Annotated in this window: 26 protein-coding genes and 2 pseudogenes; 5 read left to right on the top strand and 23 right to left on the bottom strand. The window is 37.1% G+C overall.

The genetic code is table 11. The annotated features are described in order from the left end of the window. Positions 1-53: 53 nt before the first annotated feature. The 3 genes from NKF87_RS01175 to NKF87_RS01165 form a co-directional block, all read right to left on the bottom strand. A complete protein-coding gene (locus tag NKF87_RS01175; protein WP_028087784.1) occupies positions 54-284 on the bottom strand; it encodes an HPr family phosphocarrier protein in 231 nt (76 codons plus the stop codon). Between the two features lie 125 nt (positions 285-409). After that, the gene (locus tag NKF87_RS01170) at positions 410-1,954 is read right to left on the bottom strand and encodes a response regulator transcription factor (RefSeq protein WP_117598410.1); all 1,545 of its coding nucleotides are present in this window, start codon (positions 1,952-1,954) and stop codon (positions 410-412) included. 33 nt (positions 1,955-1,987) lie between these two features. Continuing rightward, positions 1,988-2,665: a TetR/AcrR family transcriptional regulator gene (locus NKF87_RS01165; RefSeq protein WP_242998912.1), complete on the bottom strand. Its 678-nt coding sequence runs from the start codon at positions 2,663-2,665 to the stop codon at positions 1,988-1,990. A 311-nt stretch (positions 2,666-2,976) separates the two neighbouring features. Here NKF87_RS01165 and NKF87_RS01160 point away from each other — a divergent pair, with 311 nt between their 5' ends. Continuing rightward, positions 2,977-4,146, top strand: a complete 1,170-nt coding sequence (locus NKF87_RS01160; RefSeq protein WP_055181723.1) for a hypothetical protein — start codon at positions 2,977-2,979, stop codon at positions 4,144-4,146. Positions 4,147-4,361: 215 nt separating this feature from the next. On the opposite strand, the pseudogene NKF87_RS01155 reads toward NKF87_RS01160, so the two are convergent. The 15 genes and pseudogenes from NKF87_RS01155 to NKF87_RS01085 all read right to left on the bottom strand — a co-directional run. Further along, positions 4,362-4,523: pseudogene (locus tag NKF87_RS01155) on the bottom strand (sporulation transcriptional regulator SpoIIID); the annotation flags it as partial. Next, the gene (locus NKF87_RS01150; RefSeq protein ID WP_055284194.1) at positions 4,510-6,069 is read right to left on the bottom strand and encodes a recombinase family protein; all 1,560 of its coding nucleotides are present in this window, start codon (positions 6,067-6,069) and stop codon (positions 4,510-4,512) included. The gene NKF87_RS01150 and the pseudogene NKF87_RS01155, both read right to left, overlap by 14 nt. A 138-nt stretch (positions 6,070-6,207) precedes the next feature. Continuing rightward, positions 6,208-6,867 carry a hypothetical protein gene (locus tag NKF87_RS01145; RefSeq protein WP_253583824.1) on the bottom strand — a complete coding sequence of 220 codons (660 nt, stop codon included), beginning with the start codon at positions 6,865-6,867 and terminating at the stop codon, positions 6,208-6,210. A gap of 33 nt (positions 6,868-6,900) precedes the next feature. Then, the gene (locus NKF87_RS01140; RefSeq protein WP_055284192.1) at positions 6,901-7,425 is read right to left on the bottom strand and encodes a hypothetical protein; all 525 of its coding nucleotides are present in this window, start codon (positions 7,423-7,425) and stop codon (positions 6,901-6,903) included. Between the two features lie 6 nt (positions 7,426-7,431). Next, complete coding sequence (locus NKF87_RS01135; RefSeq protein WP_055284191.1) at positions 7,432-7,698, bottom strand: ECs_2282 family putative zinc-binding protein; 267 nt, start codon at positions 7,696-7,698, stop codon at positions 7,432-7,434. 15 nt (positions 7,699-7,713) lie between these two features. Continuing rightward, positions 7,714-8,418, bottom strand: a complete 705-nt coding sequence (locus NKF87_RS01130) for an RloB family protein (protein ID WP_055284190.1) — start codon at positions 8,416-8,418, stop codon at positions 7,714-7,716. Continuing rightward, positions 8,411-9,637, bottom strand: a complete 1,227-nt coding sequence (locus tag NKF87_RS01125) for an AAA family ATPase (RefSeq protein ID WP_055284189.1) — start codon at positions 9,635-9,637, stop codon at positions 8,411-8,413. The genes NKF87_RS01130 and NKF87_RS01125 overlap by 8 nt, the downstream gene beginning before the upstream one ends. A gap of 191 nt (positions 9,638-9,828) precedes the next feature. Next, entirely contained in the window at positions 9,829-9,993 is a 165-nt protein-coding gene (locus tag NKF87_RS01120) for a hypothetical protein (RefSeq protein WP_172677227.1), read from the bottom strand. Between the two features lie 68 nt (positions 9,994-10,061). Then, positions 10,062-10,850, bottom strand: coding sequence for an ATP-binding protein (locus NKF87_RS01115; RefSeq protein WP_055284188.1), 789 nt, complete (start codon positions 10,848-10,850; stop codon positions 10,062-10,064). Beyond that, entirely contained in the window at positions 10,850-11,344 is a 495-nt protein-coding gene (locus tag NKF87_RS01110; RefSeq protein WP_278336659.1) for a replication initiator protein A, read from the bottom strand. The genes NKF87_RS01115 and NKF87_RS01110 overlap by 1 nt, the downstream gene beginning before the upstream one ends. A gap of 657 nt (positions 11,345-12,001) precedes the next feature. Beyond that, on the bottom strand, positions 12,002-13,726 hold the full coding sequence (locus NKF87_RS01105; RefSeq protein ID WP_055284187.1) for a hypothetical protein: 1,725 nt from the start codon (positions 13,724-13,726) through the stop codon (positions 12,002-12,004). A 282-nt stretch (positions 13,727-14,008) separates the two neighbouring features. Then, positions 14,009-14,122 (bottom strand): annotated as a pseudogene (locus NKF87_RS01100) (sporulation transcriptional regulator SpoIIID); the annotation flags it as partial. A 104-nt stretch (positions 14,123-14,226) separates the two neighbouring features. After that, positions 14,227-14,562 (bottom strand): hypothetical protein, encoded by a 336-nt coding sequence (locus tag NKF87_RS01095; RefSeq protein WP_242859264.1) that lies wholly within the window; start codon positions 14,560-14,562, stop codon positions 14,227-14,229. 12 nt (positions 14,563-14,574) lie between these two features. Then, entirely contained in the window at positions 14,575-14,982 is a 408-nt protein-coding gene (locus NKF87_RS01090; RefSeq protein ID WP_055284185.1) for a helix-turn-helix domain-containing protein, read from the bottom strand. A gap of 153 nt (positions 14,983-15,135) precedes the next feature. Continuing rightward, a complete protein-coding gene (locus NKF87_RS01085; RefSeq protein WP_022415450.1) occupies positions 15,136-15,717 on the bottom strand; it encodes a manganese efflux pump MntP family protein in 582 nt (193 codons plus the stop codon). Positions 15,718-16,072: 355 nt separating this feature from the next. Between NKF87_RS01085 and NKF87_RS01080 the strand changes: the two genes are divergently transcribed. The 3 genes from NKF87_RS01080 (at position 16,073) to NKF87_RS01070 (ending at position 18,357) form a co-directional block, all read left to right on the top strand. After that, on the top strand, positions 16,073-16,663 hold the full coding sequence (locus NKF87_RS01080) for a pseudouridine synthase (protein ID WP_226853323.1): 591 nt from the start codon (positions 16,073-16,075) through the stop codon (positions 16,661-16,663). A gap of 114 nt (positions 16,664-16,777) precedes the next feature. After that, entirely contained in the window at positions 16,778-17,464 is a 687-nt protein-coding gene (locus tag NKF87_RS01075; RefSeq protein ID WP_006426148.1) for a helix-turn-helix domain-containing protein, read from the top strand. Then, positions 17,464-18,357 (top strand): IS3 family transposase, encoded by an 894-nt coding sequence (locus tag NKF87_RS01070; RefSeq protein WP_226851847.1) that lies wholly within the window; start codon positions 17,464-17,466, stop codon positions 18,355-18,357. Before NKF87_RS01075 ends, NKF87_RS01070 begins: the two co-directional genes overlap by 1 nt. A gap of 134 nt (positions 18,358-18,491) precedes the next feature. On the opposite strand, the gene tig is transcribed toward NKF87_RS01070, so the two are convergent. After that, positions 18,492-19,607: a trigger factor gene (gene tig / locus NKF87_RS01065; protein ID WP_242859261.1), complete on the bottom strand. Its 1,116-nt coding sequence runs from the start codon at positions 19,605-19,607 to the stop codon at positions 18,492-18,494. A 249-nt stretch (positions 19,608-19,856) separates the two neighbouring features. Between tig and NKF87_RS01060 the strand changes: the two genes are divergently transcribed. Next, positions 19,857-20,297, top strand: a complete 441-nt coding sequence (locus NKF87_RS01060; RefSeq protein ID WP_055284182.1) for a hypothetical protein — start codon at positions 19,857-19,859, stop codon at positions 20,295-20,297. 27 nt (positions 20,298-20,324) lie between these two features. Here the strand turns inward: NKF87_RS01060 and NKF87_RS01055 are convergent, their stop codons facing one another. From NKF87_RS01055 to NKF87_RS01040, 4 genes are all read right to left on the bottom strand, one after another. Then, on the bottom strand, positions 20,325-20,780 hold the full coding sequence (locus NKF87_RS01055) for a DUF1934 domain-containing protein (RefSeq protein ID WP_055284181.1): 456 nt from the start codon (positions 20,778-20,780) through the stop codon (positions 20,325-20,327). 8 nt (positions 20,781-20,788) lie between these two features. After that, positions 20,789-21,610 carry a glutamate racemase gene (murI, locus tag NKF87_RS01050; RefSeq protein ID WP_055284180.1) on the bottom strand — a complete coding sequence of 274 codons (822 nt, stop codon included), beginning with the start codon at positions 21,608-21,610 and terminating at the stop codon, positions 20,789-20,791. A 219-nt stretch (positions 21,611-21,829) separates the two neighbouring features. Continuing rightward, positions 21,830-22,423: a DUF6553 family protein gene (locus tag NKF87_RS01045; RefSeq protein ID WP_242859260.1), complete on the bottom strand. Its 594-nt coding sequence runs from the start codon at positions 22,421-22,423 to the stop codon at positions 21,830-21,832. Between the two features lie 70 nt (positions 22,424-22,493). Continuing rightward, the gene (locus NKF87_RS01040; RefSeq protein WP_055284179.1) at positions 22,494-23,459 is read right to left on the bottom strand and encodes an alpha/beta hydrolase; all 966 of its coding nucleotides are present in this window, start codon (positions 23,457-23,459) and stop codon (positions 22,494-22,496) included. Positions 23,460-23,561 lie beyond the last annotated feature (102 nt).

Below are 23,561 nucleotides of genomic sequence, written 5' to 3'. Positions count from 1 at the left end.
ATTATACGCTGAGGATTCTTCTCATACAATATCCAGTTACTGCAGAAGTAAACTTATGCAGCTACAAATTTATCCAGTTCTTTCCAAAGATTTTCGCATTCTTCTTCATATACTTTCAGTTCTATTTTATGGTCAAATCCAAGATTCATAAGACCTAACAGGGACTTTGCATCTACAATATATCTGCCCCGTTTCATATCCATGTCAAAAGGATATTTTTCAACAATCTTTACAAAATCTATTACATCATCTGGATTCGAAAAAATAACACTTTTCGTACTCATTATTGGTCCCTCCTTTTTTCTTATTGGAAATATCTTAACATTCTCCCGTATTTCTACAAGGGGGAAATATTTAAAAAAGGATGACTTTTTTTGACTGAATTTGTGTTTTTTTAACGTTTTTTAATCTAACTGTTCTTTTTTCGGTATTCGAGAGGCAGCATTCCAGTCTCTTCTTTGAATACACGGCTCATATATTTAGGGTCTGTATAACCCACCATTTCAGCAATCTTCGTCAGTTTCCAGTTTGTAACCGTCAAAAGTTTTTTTACGTGTTCAAGCCTGTACCCTCGGATCGTCTCGGTAAATGTCCGTCCTGTTTCTTTTCGGAACTGAGTACTTAAGTACTCCTCTGTCACATGCAGTTTTTCTGCAATTTCTTCCAACGTGATTCCCTGATCATAATATTCCCGGATATTCTCCAGTGCCTTTTGCACCAGAAGACTTATATTATTGTGGCATTCTTCTTTGCTTGTCAGATATTCGAAGAATTCATCTGCTTTTTCTTCTACGTCCGTCCATCCATTGGCTCTCGATATTCCCTGAAGAAAAGCCTGTCCTTTTCTCTGCGCCTGTAGTGCCCCTGCTTCTGCCGCCATCTGGATCAGGACCAATGCGATATGTGTACATCCTTCCTTTGCCTCCTGTGGTGTACATGGAAGTTCCCTGCAATATGCCTGATACCTGAAAAATATCTCTTTAAAACGCTTCAAATCCTTATTCATCAGTGCTTCTTTGGCTTCTATTTCAAGGTGCAGCGGATACTTATATGAATGCAGCTTAATTTCCTGTATCTTTTCCTTACAGATTAATGTTCCCTTCTTCAGAATCAGATTCCATTCTGCCGCATGATCTAGTTCTCTGACCGCTTCATGCATATTTTCAAATCCATCACTGACCGCCCAGGTACATATCACCCTTCCACGTGCAGTATTACAGATCATCGGAACAATTGTCTGTTCCAGATACCGATACGTCTCCTGTTCATTTCCCATATGATAAAAAAGAACCACAAAGCTGTGACGTCCACGCATCTCTATTGCATACGCACAGAAATCCTGTTTCTGATTAAAAATCTCCAGTTCTTTCAGAATCTGCTTCACCTGTTCTTTATATTTCTCATAATTTGAGCCCATGCCGATTCCCAGAACGCCAATCCTTTCGTCCGGTGCGATTCCATAACCTTCTTTTATGAGTTCTTTTATCTGCAGGTCATCTTTCAGCTTTCCTGCCATCGCATTCGGGAAAATGTAATCCAGATTCAGTATGTGTTTCCACTTCTTCTCGCTTTCCAGCTCTCTTCTCAATCTTCTTAGTATATTGCGGACTTCATAAGTTTTCAATGGTTTGACCAGAAAGTCAACAGCACCAAGCTCCATTGCACGTTTTGCATACAGAAATTCTGGACAGGAACTTGTAATCACAATTTTGCAGGATATCTTTCTTTTCTGCAGGGCTTCGATCATCTCGAATCCATCCATCTCCGGCATCCGGATGTCTGTAAATATCACGTCCGGACCAGCTTTTTCCCGGACCAGCTTTTCCACCAGCGCAAGCCCTCTGGCTCCATTGGCTGCACTTCCTATGATCTCTATATCTGATTCTTCCTGCTCCAGACATTGTAACAGTTCATCTCTATACAATTCATTGTCTTCTACAACAACTATCCTCATAAGGAAATACCTCCTTCCAGATTATATCTTACTCTATCCCAGATGATACGCATCCAGTGTCTTCGCCAGATATCTGACTGTCTTATCCACCGCCTCGTCTACCGTCGGCTTGTCCCTGTCACTTCGCATGATTGCAAGCATTCCCCGATAGATCAGCACACTCATTTCATTCAGTTCTTTGATCTCCTGCTCAGATATCTCATAATTTCTTTCTCTGATCACATCTCTTAGCAGATCTTCGTTGCGTTTGAAGAAATCTCCTTCTTTCAAAAATCCTTCGTAATCTTCTGTCTTTTCTTCCTTTTCATTTGGATAAATCTCATAATATCTCCGGAAAACCTCATTCAGGTTCTGTGTCCCTTCCGGACTGAAGAATAAGAAGTTATAGATTCTCGGTCTCTGGAACGAATGTCTGCAAAAGCAGCGCCACTGTCCCAGATACCACTCCTGAAAATCCTTTCCCTCGGCCTTGTGTATCAACGTTTCCTGCATATATTCATCCAGACATTTTACACTTGCAAATAATTCCAGTTCATCCAGATTAGAGAAATAATGATACAGCGTTGCACTGTTGTATTTTGCCTGTTCTGCAACCTTCCTGATCGTCAGATTCTCTATTCCTTCTTTTTCCATTAATTCAATTGTCGCATTGATGAAATACGACATAATCCTTTTTCTCTTTTCCTGTCTGTTTCCTCCAACTGTTACCACAGTCTGCTGTCCTCCTTCATTCTCTTCCTTAATTTTAACTTTTTGCAATTTTTAACAACATTTCATACATCCGATTTATTTATCTCTTCTATTAATATATCCATTTTTATATTAGCATTTCAATAAAATTTTTTCAATTCATAATAATTATGCATAGTTTATTTTTATTATCTACTATCATTTTATCTTATGTGCACAATTTGTAAACAACGATTGACTTCTATTTAATTATATAGTATCTTATTACTATGCGTTTTATATAAGCTGGGAAACTTGGATAAAATACGTGTATAAAATATTGGAGGTTTTTTATGGGAAACAAAAGAACAAAAAAATCCATCAGTCTTGAAGGATTCGTCTTTCTGGCAATCTTTTTAGGAATTTTCGGTGGTATGGGTATGAAAATGGGCGGTGTCAATATGCTGAACACATTGATGAACACCGGCTACCAGCTGCTTCTTGAGACAGTCTTCTATATTATGGCAATCGCGGTTCTTGCCGGAGCCATTTCAGGACTGTTCTCAGAATTCGGTGTCATTTCGATGGTGAATAAATTACTGTCACCGCTGATGAAGCCACTTTATAATCTGCCGGGTGCCGCAGCACTCGGTGTAATCACTACTTATCTGTCCGACAATCCGGCAATCCTGGGACTTGCTGAAGATAAGAATTTCCGTAAATATTTCAAGAAATTCCAGCTTCCGGCTTTAACGAACCTTGGAACATCTTTCGGAATGGGACTGATTGTAAGTACATTCATGATCGGTCTGAAGTTAAAAGGTGGACACGCCGGAACTGCTGTACTGGTCGGTAACTTTTCCGCTATAATCGGCAGTATCATCAGTGTCCGCATCATGCTTCATTTCACCAAGAAAGAATATGGAACCGAAGAATACTGCATACAGTTCGAAGAACATGAAGACATGGATGCCATCATGAATACCCGCGAGATCCGTGACGGAGGCATCGGCGGACGTGCCATCGAGGCACTTCTTGAGGGTGGTAAAAACGGTGTGGATGTCGGCCTTGCCATCATCCCGGGCGTTATCACCATCTGTACACTGGTCATGATGCTGACCAACGGCGCATCTGCAGACGGAACTTACACCGGTGCCGCTTATGAAGGAATCGCTTTCCTTCCATGGCTTGGAAAGAAGCTTGAATTCATCTTATCACCGCTTTTTGGATTCACAGATGCATCCGGAATCTCCGTTCCGATCACGGCACTCGGTGCTGCCGGTGCCGCAATCGGACTGGTACCGCACATGGCAGAAGCCGGAACCGTCCTCGCCAATGACGTAGCCGTATTCACTGCAATGTGCATGTGCTGGAGCGGATACCTCAGCACACATGTGGCTATGATGTCTTCACTTAAAGTGAACAAGCTAACCGGAAAAGCAATTTTAAGCCACACGATCGGTGGACTCTGCGCCGGGGTCGCCGCCAACTGGATCTTTAAACTGGTGATGTTGTTCTTATGATTATGAAGGCTGTGTTTTTACAATTCGAGACATCATAATTCTTGGAAATAATTAGTTGTATAAAAACTCCGCAAGGATATTCGAATGAATCGTCTATATATGATGCTTCTCCAGAATATCTGTGCGGAGTTTTTTGTTCTGTTGTTATCTTTTATCCCATGAAATCGACTCGTTGCTGTCCGAAATTATAAGAGCTTTTTGTTCTGTTACTCTCTTTATCCTGCGTGCCGATGCTGATGAAGATATTTCTCCCGGGTGGCAAGTCCGCCGCGGATGTGGCGTTCCTGTTTGTTCACGTCAAGAACTTTGCGGACGCTCTGCGCCAGGGTCGGGTTGATCTGCTCCAGGCGGTCGGTGCAGTCTTTATGTTTGGTCGTCACAATTTAGAACGGTTTCATTTTCTTCAATTAATACAGACTCATCTAACCCAAGATCTCCAAGCAAGCGTAAATAAATATCTACATTTCCATCCTTATCTACTTCTATCTTCTGAATCAATCGCTTTAACTGCTGATTGGTCATCTGGTGTACATCAGTAATGTCTTCAATTTCTTTAAATGTATTATTTAAAATATTCTCTAACTGTTCCCCTTTGGTTAAATGATAAGATACCATCTTGAGTTCATTTTCTATTCGTTCCATTTCCTGGCGAGAACCACCAATCTTCTCATTCAACTCTTCACGAGAAATCAAATCATCCGTATACATATCCATATATTTTTGTCTGGTCTTTTGCAATTTAGCAAGTTCTGCATTTAATTCTTTTTCGTACTCTACATTTTCATCTTTAGCTTTATATACACGCTGAAACTCATTTACCACATGAGCAATCACTTTTTTCTTTTGTTTCAATACATTTGTAAAATATTCCTGCAGAACTTCAATGAGTTCTTCCTCATCCACAACCGTTTTATTGGGGCAGCTATCTACGCCCCGGCCATTTCGCCCCGAGCATACCCACCGTACATACGTGTTCTTATAAGTACGAACCGTTCTACGGAAGGACCAGCCACATTCTTTACATTTGATCAATGTCGAAAACAGATGCTTATTACTCTGCCGTTCGTGACTAAGATTAAATGCATCATGTCTGCCTCTTAAAATCTCCTGTGCTTTTTCAAATGTCTCATCTTCTATGATTCGAAGTTCCGGCCGCTCCACTACCATCCATTCTGTCTCGTCCTTATCTCTTCTCTGACCTGTTAGGAAATCACTGACTTCTTGCTTGCCATTGATAATTTTTCCAGTATATATTTCATTTGTCAAAATACGGCAAGTTGCATTCTGACTCCATTTGCAATTTCGTTTTGTCTTATAACCTTTTTCATTTAGCATATTGGCAATCTTAGCAGCACCGTAACCTTCTTCTGTGTACCACTTGTAAATCTGCTGTACAACTTTAGATTCTTCTTTATTGATTGCAAGATTAAAATAATCTCCGATTGTTTTGTCGTATCCATATACAATATTCGGAACTCGTCCTTTTTCTGCGTTCATCTTCTTTCCAAATTTTACACGCTTGGAAGTATTGGCACTTTCTTCCTGTGCTAGAGCTCCAAAGATGGTAAGTACAAATTCGCTGTTTCCCATGCTGGTCATATTTGCGGTTAAGAACTGCGTTTCGATTCCCAATGATTTTAGCTTACGGACATTTTGTAAAAGATCTACAGTATTTCTTGCAAAACGAGAGATGTCTTTTACAACAACCATATCAAATAATCCCTGCTCTGCATCAGCCATCATGCGAAGAAATTCTTTACGATTTTTAATTTTAGTTCCGGAAATGCCTTCATCTGCATATACTCTTACTAAAGTGTCCCCTGTGCGTTTTGTGTATTCTGAGAAAAATTCCTTTTGGGCTTCCAGACTGTTGAGCTGATCGGCTTTGTCGGTGGAGACTCGACAATAGGCTGCAATGTTCATAGTATCACCTCTCTGTTATAGCTGTATCGTTCTGTTACATCTTTTATTATATATCCAAAAAAGAATTTGTAAACAAAAAAAGGAAGTAGATCACCCCTTTCATTAATAAGTGTTCTACTTTCTTCAACACATACTTTATTATTCTTTCCAAATAAATTTCTTGGGCAAGCCATACTTTTCCACTAATTCATCATTTGTAGAAATCATTTTCTCATGAAAATCTTCCATTCCGCTTGCTGCCTCCAATGTTTTCAGTTCGCGCATAGAAGAATTATAAAAAATTGAAGGATTTACTTTTTCTCCTATCAAATCATATCTAATACACGATGCTAACAAAGGCATTGAATAGAAATAATATTTATATGATTCTAAATCTCCTTTACCATTTTCAAGTTTCATTTGAATACTATTATAGGAATCAAAAAATAGATTTACAAGTTCAGTAGAACCATACGCCGCAATCTTCCCTTTAATGTTCTCTAACTCTTCCGAATGCATTTGCATATAATTAGGATAATTACTATCTATTTTTATAAGTTCATCAGCTTCACCATTAGCATCGGCAACTAAATAGAATACTGCTTTACTTCCATGACTTGATAAAGTCATATATTCACTCATCAAATCATCTGCCAATTCTAACCTATTAGAAAATCGTTGTTCTTTGAGAGTTGAATTAATTTGTGCAAACCCCAAATATACACCAATGACCGTACATATTGCAGTTATAAACATTATAATTAGTTCTATCAGATTTTTTGATTTTTCGATCTTATCTATCACATTCTTTAATTTCACTGTTTTCTCCTTCTGTATTCCCTATTCATATTTTCAACAACTACGCAATTGCTCGTTCAAAAATTCATTTCCCATTTCATCTTCCCATTTCGAAATCACCTTAAACTTAGGAGCTGATTGCATATGTATTACAACACATTCTTCAAAGCTATTTCCTGGTTCAAGATATTCAAATGGCATCTTGTCTTTCATAATAATGACACTATATTCTTTAGGAATAGAAACCTCAACATTATATGCTGTTTCATTACCTGAATTCCACACTTTCAATCTATAACTTCCTTTTGAAATCTTAATAACTCTTGCTTCTATATTAGCTTTTTTCTCCTTATTTTCTTCTGCTTGAATCTTTTCTAATTCACGTTTCTTTAATGCCAATTCATATTCCTTTAATTTTTCTTCCACTTCTGATAACTGAACTTGTACCTTCATCGTATCATTAGAACGTTTCAATGCAATAAGTGAGACAATAAAAGCCGCTATCGGCATAACGTACAATGCTACGCCTTTTACAACTTCTATTACAATATTAAAACAATTCACAATTTCCTCGTTCATCTAAGACTATCTCCATTTCTTTAGTACTTTCGATAATTCTTTTTCAAATTCCTTAACAGCCTCTTTTTTTATATCCTCTATATTAGCCTCTATTACTTCTTGATTTAATTCAATCAACTCAGCTTTCGTGAAAATCTTTCCACAATCCGAACATTGCATCTTTGTTTCATCTGGAGCCTCCTTTAATTCACAGTCAATATCATTTATTATTGAAAATTGATCATTACCGCATACATCACAATATAATTTTACATTTCTACTTAAATCTTTCATTCACACTCTTCCTCTCTAGTCAAAACATTTCTTCTGTTTCCCCGGCAAATACTTCGCCAGTTCCTCCACCAACTCATACACCTTCGTTCCTGGTGCTATCTCCGCAGGTGTTTTCCCTTTTCCATTGTTAATAATCCGTCTTGCATATCGAATTGCCAACTTCGGATTTCCACCATTCATCAGCGTCTCAAATATGTCATCCATATTCTTCTCATACTTCCCAATTCCCAGTTCCTGAAATTTCTCATTCAAAAACTTTTTATACTCAGATCTGTGATTATTTGCCGTATAATATGCAAAATGTAACATGAACCAGAATTCGATACACTCGTTACTCCACGCCGCATGATACTGAATATCCGGATTCTTTTGATTTAATACTTCTGCCCGCTGGACTACTCCATTGACATCACTGGATGGGAAACTGTCTTTATCATAGACACACCATATCTGCCCTTTCGTAATCTTATTCTCACGCACATACTCTTCAGCCTTTCCGATTACCCGCATCGTCTCAGCCTGGCAGCCTTCAATTTCAATCAAAACCATATCTCGATAAATGGGATTATCTTCAATATACCGTTTGAATCCTTGAAAATATTTAGGTTCCGTTGCTTGTCCCTCGCAGAAAATGTAGTAGCGGAATTCTTTCTTCTCCAGATATTCCTGCCGACGTTTCTTCTTCCAGTTGTCTTTCTCTTTTCTGCCTCTTTTAGCCATTCACCGTCCCCCAATCTATAATCTTTCTGAGGTATGGATCTGCACCATATTTCCCTTCCAGATACTGTTTATCGAACTTGGCATCCTTTCGTACAGATTCACCTTTCTTATTTTTAAATTCTACAAGAGAATATAATTTTGAGTTCTGACGGTTTCCTTTTGCTACAAACCAGATTTCATCTCTTCTGAATACTTCACTGTTCATAGTAGACAGATCATGTGATGTAAAAATCAACTGTGCACCCTTTTTATTTTTTTCCATATTACTGAAAGTCATAATAAGGTATTTAAGTAATACCGGATGTATCTTTGCATCCAATTCATCAATCACAAGTGTCGTTCCTCTCAATAAACTTTTTGCAATAAATGGGAGCAATCCAAATAATTTCTTTGTTCCACTGGATTCATCAAATAAATTCAATTCTGCTTCATATTCATCTACTACGTGTTTTGTAAATACTTCGATCCGGTCATTCTCCTTTTCTTCTACACGGAAATCTACAATATCCAAATCCATCTCCTGAATCATCTGAAGCATCAGTCTTTTTACATCCTCTGACTTAGAAACAGCCATTCGTAATTCCTGCATAGGATTTCCATAATTCAGGAAATCAATCTCTTCATCAAACCAGTCAAGCACATCCTGTACCACTTCATTTTTGCTGTAAGTAATTCCAAGATACGATAACAACGGCAATGTATCGGATAATTCATCACTGGTTTTCAATCTTGCAAATGCACCTTTCAAATTAATTTCATCTTCATCTCGTTCAAAAAGTGCTGATTTCCGCCCTGTTTCTAATTTTATACGATCCAACCTTTCGTATTCGATTACTTCTTTTTTTACGGTTAATTCATAGCGATACTCTGCCATTGCCGTTCTAAAAAACAGTTCAAATTCTGTTGGCTCATTTCTTGTTTCTTCATCAAAAGCAAACGGCTCTATCACAAGCTTTTTCATTTTTATTGCAATCTCTTCGTTATTACTTGTAGCATATAATGGTCTCAACACCTTCGTAACCAGACTGTGTAACGCTTCAAGAACATTAGATTTGCCTCCACCATTTGGTCCGTATACAGCAGATACCGGTAAATATAATTCCTCATCTTTATCTTTTATAATTCTGTCTTCATGCTCAGAAATGGCGGCAGCCTGCATGTCAAATGTTACCTCATCCCGTATACTCTTAAAATTTTTCACTGTAAATTGGCATAACATCTTATTTACCTCCATTAGTCCAAACTTCTTGCCTATATCCTTATTATATTCCGTTTTTTTATTTTAGCAATAGTTTTATGAGATGAAATCTCATATTTTATATTATAATTTACATTTCGGCAATTTTCGGCAAAATTATACACCTTAGACTTCATATTAATGACTTTCAATCCATTCCTCATCTATCCGCTTTATCCCAGTTCACATTCATTTACTTCCATCTGCACCATATTCTCCCGCAATATCTTCTCCACCTTCTCAGTATTCGCTTCTATCATCACTTTCAATATGTAATCGGCGGTTACTTCCACCGGATTTGGATTATGAAATCGATAGTTCAGTTTTCTTTTCGCCACGGTGAAGTTTCCACCTCCTCCCTGCTCACTCTTTGTCCATTACTATGAAAATTCCTCCTGAAATAGTCCTAGATTTTCAGAATGTTTTTCATAGTCTGCATATTGTCATTTGCCATGGCTTCTCGTCTGCTGACTCCATCAATTTTTACCGGAATACATCTTTCCAGAATTCTGTCATAAATTCTTTTCTTCTCAATTTTTGTCTCTTGTTTTAATTGTGCTAAAGGAAGATTTGTTGTGATAATCAAAGGTTTCCCCGATCGATATCTCCAATCAATCACACCGAAAATATTTTCTAATGCATACTCACTGCTCCGTTCTACACCAAGATCATCAATAATTAAAAGCTCATATCCATTCAATAATCTGATATATTCTGTCTTGTCTTCAGCTGCAAACAAATCATTTAATATGGTGTTGAAATTTGTCATTTTCACGGTAACTTCTTTTTCCAGCAATGCATTCGCAATACAAGCAGCCAGATAACTTTTTCCTGTTCCAACTGGTCCCCAGAACAAATATCCCATATGGTTTTGCTTCATTTTTTGCCAGTTTGTTACATATTCTTCTGCGATTCTTATAACGCCACTATCTCTTTCTACATTTTGAAATGTAAATCCCTCCATTTCTTTTTCCTCAAAGCAGATTTTCTTATTTCTTGCGATTAGCTCCCGATGCTCTTTTTCTTTATAATATTGTGCCTCTTCTGCATATGCCTTCCTTTCACACGCACACTGCCTGTGATGCTTTCTCATTTCAAGCAAAGAACCTTTTGGATAAAATGCTTCTACGGGTTCTTTACAAACAGTACAATGCATCAATCCATCTGCGCCTAAATATGTTTGTATCTCATACATCACAGGCTTTCTCCCTCCCCACACTCATAATTCATCTTTTGATTCTTTATACTGTAACTACTTACTCCATACTTATTACTTGAGTTATTTTTCTCTATTACTTTATTAGATGCCGTATTTATATCCTTCGTAGAGTTATCATTCTGACCATATGAAAGCTCATTTTTTAACTCTCTATCGGCTTTCTTTATATCTGTCTGTAATTGTACCTTTCCAGAAACCTCTACTTTGTCTGGTATCATTACATACATATGTCTTGGTTTTGAAAATCCACCAAATTTCCGAATTAGCAGTCCTGCATCATCTAGTTCTTTCAAAGCCTTTTTAACAGAAGATTTGCACTTCCAGGTTTTCTGTGATAGTTCTTCAATTGGAAATATTGCATATACTCTTCCATCCTCATCTGTCCAATTATTCTTTCGTGATATTCTCGCCCGGTCATACAACAGCATATAAATAATTCTTGCATTCTGACTTAGCTGTAATTCCAGCAAGAATTTTGGAAATTAATAATACTGCTTCTGCCGCTCCTGCTCATTCATGTACAAATATTTCATTTGTTTCTTCCTCACCTTCTCAATATTTGAGGAAATATATTTTTGAATTTTATATCCACAAAAATTTATCCCTCTATATATACAAAGGGAGAGGGCATAAAATACAGCCCCCTCATCAGAATTTTTTTAATTTTTTCATAATTTCATTACTGTGCATCCCAAAATTCCGCATAATCTTAAAGATAAGCAGAGAACCAGTTAAGGTACTATAAATCCCTAGTGAATCTCGCTCTTTGTTATTTCTTTCTTCTTTTTAATCTGAATTTTTATACAAGAGCAAGATTCACCTGTGTTTAACAAGTTTATTCTTGATGAATATTCTATTTTTATCCTCTTGATTCAATTTCATCTTCATCTAATTAGCTTCCATCAAAGATTTCCGCACCATTTACATGATATTTTCTTTCAAAATATTCAAAAAAGCACCCGGCTTCTGCCAGATGCTCTGTAAAAAATATTCAATTTTTACCTGCTTACATTTTCAATGTAGCCAATATAATATTCCTAATTTCTAAATATTATTTTCAATTATTACGATACGGTATTACCCGGATGGATCTTGCTCTTTATTATTCATGTAGAATTTCTTATATATTAATTACTTTGCAGAATTGACTGATAAATGCTATTATCAATTTCTAGTCTTTCCATTTCTCCAATAGTCTCTTCTCTATTACTTATACGCAATATTTTATCGTTCCACTCTCTAACAACATCTTGAAATAAAAGATATTGAATTGATTTTATAATTTTCGAAGCACTATATATTTTTTTATCCGTCACTAAAACAGCTAAATCTGTTAATTCTGTGTTTCGAACAACTATTTCATTATTTGAATCGATTTTTTGCCATTCAACATATCCTGAAAGTAAAGAAGGCTTCTTTTCTGCAAGAAGTGTATATAAATCTTTATATACATATTTTTGTTCCATATCATACGCAAAATATGGGGTAATTTTTCCATCCACCGGATTAATATATATATGATTATAATAATCAATATCGACAATGCAGCCATGAATACTACCATCTCCACCAATTGATTTAATTACTTTAGAGATATTCAACAATTTATCCATGTAAGAATTCATTATTGTTTTTATATTAGACACATATTTATCGAGATTTTTGTAATAATAATTCAATTCATGATAAAGCTGTTTTGGACTACCTCCATTTAATAGCATCAGTTTATTACTACGATTATAATATACAAACATATGTGCAAAGCCCTTTTTTAATAATACAATTTGCTTTCCATCATTTTTCTTTTTTAATCTAACATTTTTCCCAATATTAAAATCAATATATTGTTCATATGTAATCTTATAAATACCATCAGAATAATTTATAAAGCTATCATATGTACCGTTAATTAAAAAGTATCTCAAATCGTAATCATCACTAGAATATCCAACCTGATTGTCTGCGAAAACTGTTTTATCTGAGGACATATGAAATATATTATGGTGTGTATGCCCACTAAGATAGATGAAATTAGAATTATAGCCCCTTTCACTCCAATTATCCAGCGGACAATGGGTTGCAATAATAACATTATAATTAGATAATGCTTCTAATACTTTTAAATATGCTTTTTCACTTTTTTCTGCTTGTATAATATCTTCCGCAAGCGTAGGAACAGCATCTCTATATAATCCTATATCAGCATTATATATACTACCTTCTGATGTTAAAGTTTTACACTTTCCGGAAAAACCTAGTCCTCCAAATACAATCATTTTTGCTTTTTCTGCATACACTTGTATTTCATCAATTGCTAACTCTGATAATTCATTTTCCGAAATTACATGATGATGACTGAACGAAAGTAATTCTCCATTTCCTGTTCTATCATCATAAAAGAATGCCAATTCATTTTGTAGCATTATCACATCATGTTTTTTACAAATAACTCGATACCTTTTAATTATTTCATCTAAATCAGAAACCGCCATGTCATAAGCCCATATCTCATGATTTCCCAATACAAAAATTATAATACCATCTCTGCGCATTCTAAGCTGTGAAAAAAAATAATCCACATTTTCTGTACAACAATCAATATCTCCCACTATAATCAATGGATTATCCCCAAATGGATCATCTCCGTTCATCTTTTTAATAACATGATTTATATATTCCTTATCAGAAAAATCCTTAAATCCCTTTTTCATTTTCATATCACAATGAATATCACTTATATAAAAAACTTTTCTTCTTCCCTGCATTGTCATATTATTATGTACACAAGGCAAGGAATCAACAACTGGTTCGAGAGCACATATTTCTTCATAAATATTCTCACATTTTCTCAATTAAATGGTCCCCCAATCCTTTCAATATATCTTCCTTTTTATTTTCTTCTGGTATATTTTTAATGTAAATCAATTATCCTAATCAATAATTCCATTTTCATTATCTAAAATATAACACCTATCTATTTCCTTTTCAATCTGCTATCTAACTTCATATAAAAACACTAAAAGCAAGCCCAAACAAATATTTCCACCCAAATATTTCTTCAAACTTGCTTCCTTCTATATCTTATTTGATTGAATATATTATATTTGTATAACGTTCTATTTTATTACTACTATATGTATCGTACTCTTACTAACCCCAAACTCCTTCGCGGTCTGACGCACAGTGGCTTTATGTTCGATGATATAATATGCGATTTCTACTGCCCTCTCCTCAATGTAATCTTTCATAAAAATAACCCCTGCATAAATTGTTTTTTACAATCTATGCAAGGGCATTTTGATGTATGTCTGCATTTTCCTTTTGTACTTTCGGAGTTTCCCTTATATAAGCCTTATAAACCAACTCTTCCTAGACACACCAGCAATCCAATCGCTCCGACAGCCACAAACACTAACCCCATACCGGCTGCCTTTTTCCTTTTCTCCATAACCACTAACTGTCTGCTGTCTATGGAATTCATCGGATAGTTCCTTCGACCTATTAGATATAGTAACAACCCACTCGAATTATTCCCGTTCGCAGCAAGCAGTCCCCATAATTTTGGATGTTTTAATCCACGGGCGGCTGCATCCATCACCGTTAACTGATAGATCTGATATACCGTTTCCATAGCTCCGACAACTGCGGCCGCACCAAATATCACAGCCAATACAATATTTTTATCCATCATATTTCTCCCTTAAATACGTCTGATAATCTGATAAAGCAATACTGCTGAGCTCACAATAGCCAGACAAAATACCATAATCAGATAATATATCTTATCCGGCAGGAACATACTTAAGGTAATCAATAGAATAACCGTGATAATATTAAGTATGATCGCTCCTATCAATTTTTGATTGCTTTTGACTACATTTGTGCTTTCTTCCAGATGTTCCATCATTCTTTCGTCCCCTTTCAATAAATCATCAAGACTTATGGAATAAAGGCTGCTCAACTCAATGACGCTTATAATATCCGGATAGGATTTTTCATTTTCCCAGTTTGAAATGGTCTGTCTGGACACATTGATCTTTTCTGCAACTGTTTCCTGGGTAAATCCGGATTTCGTACGAGCGTCTTTTAATTTTTTCCCAATTTCCATATCTGCGTTTCTCCTTTCAGGAACATCTTTCCACATTGCGTGTCCAATGTCTATCAAACTTCCTTTACATGACCGTTTTTCGCATCAATTTTCGTGTCAAAATTATTTTACACAGCGTATTTACGCAGCCTGCCACCGGGGACAGAAAAAAAGTCACATTCCCCGTCCCCATGACACAATTCCGATTCCTATCAAGATTACACCTCCCAGAACATCTGCCTTTCCTGACAGCTTTGTTCCCAGAGTCTTACCGAGGCACAGCCCTGTCTCACATATCACAAACGTTACCACTGCCACGATCAGTGAACAGACTACAGCCATAACCAAATCATACCCGGCAGTGGTAAATCCTACCGACAACGCATCAATCGATGTTGCAATCCCCTGCATCATAAGCACGGCAAAACTTAATCTTTTCACTTCTTCCTTTTCCTCTTCACTCTGCATAGATTCTTTGATCATGCTTCCTCCGATATACAAAAGCAAAATCAATGCGATCCACGGAATGAACTTCTGAAACTGTCCAAAAACCTGTACGATCGTATGCACACATATCCATCCTATCATAGGCATCAGGAACTGAAAGAATGCATATACTCCCGCAATATAAGCCATTCTTGATTTCTTCATATTTTTTTCATTCATTCCATTTGCCAGCGAGACAGAAAATGCATCCATTGCCAGTCCCACTCCAAGTAAGACACTGTTCATAAAGAATAAAAAATTCCACTCCATTATCATTTCCTCCAAAATTAAGTTCAAACGCATGACAACAAAAAAACCAGATACAGCAGCTGCCTGCCATACCTGGTCTATACTTTCTTTATAGGATAGAGAGAGTCCACGCATAGATATTACAGCTACACATGAGTCTCACAAATTAAAACAAGCCAGATCCATCGATCAGTATGTTGACTTGTTGCGTTATACGCCTGTTACTCCCCCATCGGTCATTTATCATCTAAAAGAAAATATCATAATTAATAAATTTTGTCAATAAGCAATCATTTATTCCTTTTTCTGTGGTATGCTTTACACAGAGATTTTCCCCGGAACAACTCTGAAAAGAACCAATAAAGGAGTCACAACAATGCCTCACTACTACATGTTTCACAAACCTTTCGGCTGTGTCACTGCCAGACGCGATGACCGCTATCCGACGGTTATGGACTATTTTGAAGAATTACATAATGACAGGCTTTCTCCGGTCGGACGCCTTGACCGTGAGACGACCGGACTTCTCCTGATCACGGATGACGGTATCTTCAATCAGAAGCTCACTCATCCTTCCTATCACAAAGAGAAAACTTATGAATTCACCCTTCTCGGCAATCTGACACCGGAACTGGTACACAAGCTGGAAACAGGTGTCATTCTGAAAGGCGCCGATACCCCGACCGTCCCGGCTGAAATTACCGTAACAGGACATGCGGTAATGTCCGATATTCTTTCCACATTACCGGTGGAGATTCAGAAAGATATCCACAAAAACCGTCCTGAACACCCTGTTACCTATGGAATAATTACCATTTCCGAAGGGAAGAAACGTCAGATCCGGCGCATGATGAAATCGGTCCACTGCTGCGTGATTGAATTGAAACGCATTTCCATCGGAAATATTGTACTTGATGAATCGCTGCGTCCCGGTGAGTGGAAAGAAATCTTTCCGGATAATGCTTAAGATAAAAAAACTCCCCGTCTATTCTGCCGCACCAGAATGGTGCCATGCCAGAAACTGATATGCTACCCTCATATAGGACAATGAAATATAAAAGTCCTATATGGGGGTATTTTCATGTTCAGAAAGAGTAAGATAGAACCAGTAGAAAAAGTAAAAATAGTCGAACGCTACCTTGCAGGAGAAATTGGCATACAGCAAGCAGGAAAAGAATTAGGAGTTGATCATCATAGTATTCGAAATTGGATTTCTATTTATCAGTATGATGGACCAACTGGATTACTCAATCAACCGAAAAACAAATCTTATTCAAAAGATTTAAAAATATCTGCTATAAATGATTATCTTAACGGAGAAGGATCTCTTCAGGATATTTGCACAAAATACGGAATTCGTTCACACAGACAGCTTTCCGATTGGATTAAGGTGTATAATTCTGGTGGAATATTAAAAACATCCACTGGAGGTGCTTACATGAAAAAGGCAAAGAACACTACACTTGATGAGAGATTAAAAATAGTAACAGATTGTCTTGCAAATGATAAGAATTATGGTGCAATGGCACTCAAATATGATTGTTCCTATCAACAAGTTCGCAATTGGGTAATACGATACGAAAAGATGGGTCAAGCGGGTCTGGAAGACAGACGTGGACGTCGTATAGCTTCTCTTCCAAGCAGAACACCTGAAGAAGAGCTACGTGACAAGATAGCTGAACTGGAAAGAAGAAATCTAGACTTACAAATGGAGAATGATCTGTTAAAAAAAGTCAGAGAACTGGAAAGGAGGGGTCGCTATCTTTAATCCATCGGTTAGCCGAATATGAAGCCATCCAAAAACTATCGTCTACTAAGCATTATCCCATAGATAGACTTTGTAAATATCTTAATGTTACACGTTCTGCGTATTACCGCTGGGGAAAATATCCGAAAAGTAATAATGAACTTCGAAACGAAAGACTATCCACTGAAATCCAAAGGATTCATCACCAGCATCCAGATATGGGATACCGAAGGATTCGTGATGAATTAGATGGACATAAAGGAATTCATGTGAATGATAAACGAGTACTTCGTATTTGTAGGAAATACGATATAAAATCAAATATTAAATGGAAACCTAAGAGTTGTACCAGAGGAGACAGAAATCCTGATCACATAGCAAAAAACTATTTACACCGTGAATTTCACGCCGAAAAACCGAATGAAAAGTGGCTTACAGATGTTTCTGAATTTAAATACTACAACGGAATAGAAGTTCATAAAGTTTATCTGAGTGCTATTTTAGATTTATATGATAGAAGGATTGTTTCCTTTAAAATCAGCGATCATAATGATAATCCATTAGTTATGGACACGTTTGATGAGGCTGTTCGTCAGGAGCCAGATGCACACCCATTAGTTCATTCTGATCGAGGCTTTCAATATACAAGCGCACAGTTTTATACTAGATTAAAAAAACATCATATGAAGCAGAGTATGTCTAGAGTTGCCCACTGTATTGACAATGGACCAATGGAAGGGTTTTGGGGAATTCTAAAACGAGAAATGTATTATAAACAGCGTTTTAATGACAGAAGCTCTTTGATTACTGCGATAGCTAATTACATAGATTACTACAACAACCAACGACTTCAAAGGAAACTGCATGTAATGACACCAATGAAATATCATGAGCAATATACAAAAGCAGCATAAAATATCGCCAGCCATAGCATGGCTGACGATACAAAAATTTATTATTTTTTATTGTCCTCTTGACGGGGAGCATACCAAACTCCGGGGAAGTTTTTTTATCTTTATATTTTCTTTTGCTTTCAATTCAGTCCGGCTTAATTGCCTGAGTCTGAACTACTTGAACTTGATGAATCACTCGAGCTTGATGAACTGCTTGAGCTTGTCTCAACCTGAATGCACTGGTTAGCCAGCCATTCTTTTACAAGATCATTCAGTGCAATCTCTTTCAGTTCTGACTTGGATGCGGCTTTCTTCAGAGCCTTCACACTGTCGTATCCGTATGCATCCGCAATCTTCTTAAGCTCTGTCTTATAAGTCTCATCATCTAACTTAATGTTCTCTTTATCTGCAATTGCCTTTGTTACCAATGTCTGCTTTACACTGGATTTTGCAGCTTTTGTTACCTGCTTTTCGAATTTCTCAACAGTTGTTCCCATCTGCTGTTCGATCAGATCATCATATGACATATTGTAAGCTTCTGCAACAGATTTGTACTGAGAGATCAGAGAATCTTCAATCTTCTTTACATCTTTCTCAGGGTATTTCTTAACTTTTGTATTATCAAGAACCTTCTGCCATGCTGCCTGCTGTAAAGAATCATTATATGTCTTCTCGTTATCTTCCTCGAGAGACTTCTTCACTTCTTCTTTATATTCTTTTACTGTCTTAGATTCCTTTGACACCTTCTTTACAAACTTGTCCGTAAGCTTCGGTGTCTTCTTTTTGGAAATAGATTTTACTGTAATTGTAAATGTAACATCTTTTCCTGCCAGGTCAGAACTTCCGTAATTCTCCGGAAACTTTCCGTTCCAGTCAAAGGTATCGCCTGCATTATGTCCGATGATACTGTCTTCAAATCCATCGATGAAAGAGTTTGAACCTATCTCCAATGGATAATCTGTGGATGATCCGCCGTCAAATGCTTCTCCGTTCATCTTTCCGACAAAATCAATTGTCGCTGTATCACCTTTCTTTACTGCACGGCCTGTTACTTCTTCTGTTGTCGAATTTTCATCCAGTACTGATTGAATCTGTGTATTCACATCATCATCCGTTACTTCACTTGGTTTGTCAACCTTATCTACTTCAACGCCTTTATAAACAGAAATCTTAATATTCTCTGTTTCCAGACCTTTGGCAGACTGGCAACCAGTCATCATAAGAGAGACTGCCATAACACCTGTTAATAACATTGCCACTTTCTTTTTCATAGTGCACCTCGTTTTATTATTCATTTTAAGGTGGGCATCATAATCCCATCTGATTTCTTGGTATACGTTTACGCATACTATTTTGTTATATCACATTTAGAAAAACTTTCATAGCATTTTCACATATATTTCATTCTTTTATCAAATTTTTCATTTTGAAATCGTCTACTTTTCCCGTATACTTCTTGCACTCCCACCAAAACAATGTTAGAATATTTGTTATGGAATATAGAATATAGGAGGTTTATTGTGAAGACATTTACAATTGTATTATTGGTAATCCTTGTGATTTTGATCGTTGCATGTGTTGTATTATATTTCGTTGGAAAGAAAGCCGAGAAGAAACAGGCAGATCAGCAGGCACAACTTGATGCAGTTGCACAGACTGTTTCCATCCTGGTTATCGATAAAGGTCGTATGAAATTAAAAGAAGCCGGCTTACCGGATATCGTAATCGAAAATACACCAAAGTATCTTCGTCGTTCTAAAGTACCGGTAGTAAAAGCCAAAGTCGGACCAAAGATCATGACACTTATGTGCGACGCACAGGTTTATCCTTTGATTCCGGTTAAGAAAGAAGTAAAAGCTACTATCAGCGGTATTTACATCACAGCAGTAAAAGGTGTAAGAGGTCCGCTGGACGTACCGGAAAAGAAAAAGGGATTTTTTGCAAGATTAAGAAACAAATAAGTACTTAATAAATAACAGCATTGGAACCTATCGACCCAATGCTGTTATTTTTATGTCTATATTACAGTCTGCAACCGGATCTCCGTTGATGTCCAGCGCATAGTTCACATGTACCGTGATCTTTTCATCCTGTTCTTCGAACCGGATATCTTTTGTAAATACCCCGATCATCATCTCACCGTATGGTGTCTCATACTGTGTCATATTGATCTTGTCTTTCTCGAATACCATATGCGTATTTGTAATCCCGCTCTTAATGATCTCAACCTTCCGGTCATCCATAATTCTGACCTTATTCTTGATCGTTCCCGGAATTCCTTCTACCAGTTCATCATAAATCACATAATGTTTTCCGTTTTTTTCATAATAATTCGCAGGTGCGATCACTTCGATCGGTTCATTTCCCGGCTCATCACCCTGCGCTTCTATCCCGGTCACATCCTGATGCAGACCGGATATACTTAATAATACGTCTTTTGTCATATATTCTCCTAATAATCTTCAATATCAATTGCCTGTGTCTTATCTACATCATATGGCAGGATTGAATTGGCAAATTTCTTAAATTTTTCTGCTGCATCACTGACATAAAAATCATATGCCGCCGGTTCTCCCGATGTATTGGCAATTTTCTGCTCTTCCAGTATCTGCTTCAAATCCATCGCTGTCTCGTACGCCGGATTTACAATATGTACAGACTCTCCAAAATATGCCATAATCCGGGATCTGAGAAGCGGATAATGGGTACATCCCAGAATCAGTGTATCAATCTCCGACTTTCTCATATCAGACAGATAGATATCGATCACTTCTTCTGTGATCTTATGCTTTGCAAATCCTTCTTCTACCAGCGGAACAAATAACGGACATGGTTTTCCTATAACTTCCGCTTCCGGCATAAGTTTTCTGATCTCTTTGGTATAAGTCTCGCTCTTGATCGTTGCCTCTGTACCAAGTACGCCGATCTGACCGTTTTTCGTCTCTCTTACGGCAGCTCTTGCTCCGGGTACGATCACTCCAATGATCGGAATATCAAATTCTTCCTTCACCGTCTCCAGCGCCAGTGCACTGGCCGTGTTGCATGCGATCACGATTGCCTTTACATTCTTTGTCTTCAGGAAACGGATGATCTGTCTGGAAAAACGGATAATGTTATTCTTTGACTTACTTCCGTATGGAACTCTTGCTGTATCCCCAAAATATACTACATTTTCATTCGGCAGCTGACGCATGATCTCTCTTGTGACGGTCAAACCGCCGACTCCCGAATCAAACACACCGATTGCTGCAGTGTTCCTGTTTTTATTTTCCACGATATTAAATCTCCTTTTATGAATACTCCACCATATTTTACTATTGTACCGTCTTGGACGTGCATTTTCAAGTAGTAATTCTCCGACATTTTTAAAAACAAAAAATCGCTGTAATCCAATAAATTCAATGGATTCAGCGATTTTTTATTTTTAAATTCTCAAAGACCAAACTATAAAAATAAACATTCGTTCTACATAAAATTTAGAAATAAGATTATTCTAAAATGGCAGATTATTTTCCGAAAAATATTCTTTATTCGGGTATAATTGTCTAAAAGCCAAAAGTGCTGCTTCCTGTAATAATGCAAACTCTTTGTCCATATGAAGCAAATGTGGTGCCTGAAATGCGATCATATTAATTTGTTGTGCTATTTTTTTCGCAATTCCTTCTTCTGTTAGTTGTCCCACTCCAAATACAAATGATGTAAAATCTCGACCATTTCTGCTAACCTCAATATATTTCAAAAATACATTCTGAAGTTCTTCTAGAAGAATTTTATGATACAATTCGTCCCGACTCTCTATTTCCGACATTCCCAAAGTATCAATAATCTGCATTCCCTGCTTTCTTCGTTTTCCTCCCCAATCTATCGTTATGACCTCTGCCAGATATTTTAAATCCAAAAGGCATCCTACAAATTCATCTTTCACAGGACTACTTTTTCCATATCTTGCAATCCAGAGTTGGTTCCGATACTGTTCTTCTTTCCTTTCTCCATTACCTGTATTTTCTCTCAACAATTCCATTCTTCTTACTGGATTTGTTTCCTGATAAAAAATTGTTGTCCACGTTTTATCCATTTTTACATTCATTCCTTTCGCACTGCTCAAGGCACAAAACATCATGAAAAATGTTCGCTTGTTACAGGCAGGCAGCAAAGATTTAATTATTAACAAAGTCAGCTGCTAATTCCAATGCTTCAAAGCTTTTTCCATAAGTACGATTAATGAATCCATGAAGCATCCCTTTCAAAATATGATATTCTACCTTCACTCCTGCATCTTGAAGTTTCGCCGCATACTGTAAGCCCTGATCTAAAAGTGGATCACATTCCGCCGAAATAAAACACGCAGGCGGAAGTCCTTTCAAATTATCTTCCAACAGTGGCGATGCTAATGAATTTTTAACATCTTCCTCATTTTCAAAATAATGTGCCATCGGATTATTCATACAATTATAATTAAGAAAATATCCGACTTGATAATGTTGTTCTGAATCTGTGATTTCTTCTTCATAATTTGTGGTCAGTGGATAGAAGAGTATCTGTTTCCGAATTTTCGGTCCTTCTTGATCCCTTGCCATAATCGAAACTGCTGCTGCAAAATTTCCGCCAGAACTATCACCTGCCACACTAATATTTCCCTCATCTCCATAGTATAATCCAATATTATTTTTTGTCCATACTAGAGTTTCATATGCCTCATTTAGTCCTGCCGGAAACTTATACTCCGGCGCCAGATGATAATCTGGTGCCACCACAATCATATTACCGGTATATGCAAGATATCTGCACACATACTCATATACTTCTATACTGTTCATCGAAAAACTTCCGCCATGGTAATAGATCAGAACTGGAAATAGTTCTTCCCCTTCTGGTTTGTAGATTCTTGTATTCACATTTCCTTGCGGTCCCAAAATCTTTACATCTTCTGTATCAATCTTCATCAGATTCGGATAACAGATGCAATGCCTGATTTCTTCCGTTATCTCAGCAACAGATTCATAATCATTCTTTTTTCTCCATCTTGCTAGATGTTCCATATCCATTTCCTGAGATGGATAAATGATTACCTCTGGTGCCGGCTCTCCATATTCCGGTTCCATGAATTTTCTGTAATTTGTCATGTCTTCCCCTGCCTTTCCCTATTTTCTTTCATACACTCTTCCGAATAACACAAAGATGTGGTTTACACCACATCCCTGCGCGAGGATATATCTATGATTTGA

Source organism: Dorea longicatena (assembly GCF_024168045.1).
In the GTDB taxonomy this organism is placed as follows: Bacteria; Bacillota; Clostridia; order Lachnospirales; family Lachnospiraceae; genus Dorea_A.
Note: the sequence above shows the minus strand (reverse complement) of the source record. Positions and strands in the feature narration are given on the sequence as shown.

Excerpts from the sequence above, each read along its gene's own strand:
- NKF87_RS01040 (WP_055284179.1), bottom strand. The coding sequence starts at position 23,459 with ATGACAAATTACAGAAAATTCATGGAACCGGAATATGGAGAGCCGGCA.
- tig (WP_242859261.1), bottom strand. The coding sequence starts at position 19,607 with ATGAAAAAGAAAGTGGCAATGTTATTAACAGGTGTTATGGCAGTCTCT.
- NKF87_RS01095 (WP_242859264.1), bottom strand. The coding sequence starts at position 14,562 with ATGGATAAAAATATTGTATTGGCTGTGATATTTGGTGCGGCCGCAGTT.
- NKF87_RS01055 (WP_055284181.1), bottom strand. The coding sequence starts at position 20,780 with ATGACAAAAGACGTATTATTAAGTATATCCGGTCTGCATCAGGATGTG.
- NKF87_RS01125 (WP_055284189.1), bottom strand. The coding sequence starts at position 9,637 with ATGTTATGCCAATTTACAGTGAAAAATTTTAAGAGTATACGGGATGAG.
- NKF87_RS01075 (WP_006426148.1), top strand. The coding sequence starts at position 16,778 with ATGTTCAGAAAGAGTAAGATAGAACCAGTAGAAAAAGTAAAAATAGTC.
- NKF87_RS01150 (WP_055284194.1), bottom strand. The coding sequence starts at position 6,069 with ATGAACATTGCAGCCTATTGTCGAGTCTCCACCGACAAAGCCGATCAG.
- NKF87_RS01140 (WP_055284192.1), bottom strand. The coding sequence starts at position 7,425 with ATGAACGAGGAAATTGTGAATTGTTTTAATATTGTAATAGAAGTTGTA.
- NKF87_RS01170 (WP_117598410.1), bottom strand. The coding sequence starts at position 1,954 with ATGAGGATAGTTGTTGTAGAAGACAATGAATTGTATAGAGATGAACTG.
- NKF87_RS01130 (WP_055284190.1), bottom strand. The coding sequence starts at position 8,418 with ATGGCTAAAAGAGGCAGAAAAGAGAAAGACAACTGGAAGAAGAAACGT.
- NKF87_RS01160 (WP_055181723.1), top strand. The coding sequence starts at position 2,977 with ATGGGAAACAAAAGAACAAAAAAATCCATCAGTCTTGAAGGATTCGTC.
- NKF87_RS01175 (WP_028087784.1), bottom strand. The coding sequence starts at position 284 with ATGAGTACGAAAAGTGTTATTTTTTCGAATCCAGATGATGTAATAGAT.
- NKF87_RS01045 (WP_242859260.1), bottom strand. The coding sequence starts at position 22,423 with ATGAATGTAAAAATGGATAAAACGTGGACAACAATTTTTTATCAGGAA.
- NKF87_RS01080 (WP_226853323.1), top strand. The coding sequence starts at position 16,073 with ATGCCTCACTACTACATGTTTCACAAACCTTTCGGCTGTGTCACTGCC.
- NKF87_RS01085 (WP_022415450.1), bottom strand. The coding sequence starts at position 15,717 with ATGGAGTGGAATTTTTTATTCTTTATGAACAGTGTCTTACTTGGAGTG.
- NKF87_RS01090 (WP_055284185.1), bottom strand. The coding sequence starts at position 14,982 with ATGGAAATTGGGAAAAAATTAAAAGACGCTCGTACGAAATCCGGATTT.
- NKF87_RS01115 (WP_055284188.1), bottom strand. The coding sequence starts at position 10,850 with ATGTATGAGATACAAACATATTTAGGCGCAGATGGATTGATGCATTGT.
- NKF87_RS01135 (WP_055284191.1), bottom strand. The coding sequence starts at position 7,698 with ATGAAAGATTTAAGTAGAAATGTAAAATTATATTGTGATGTATGCGGT.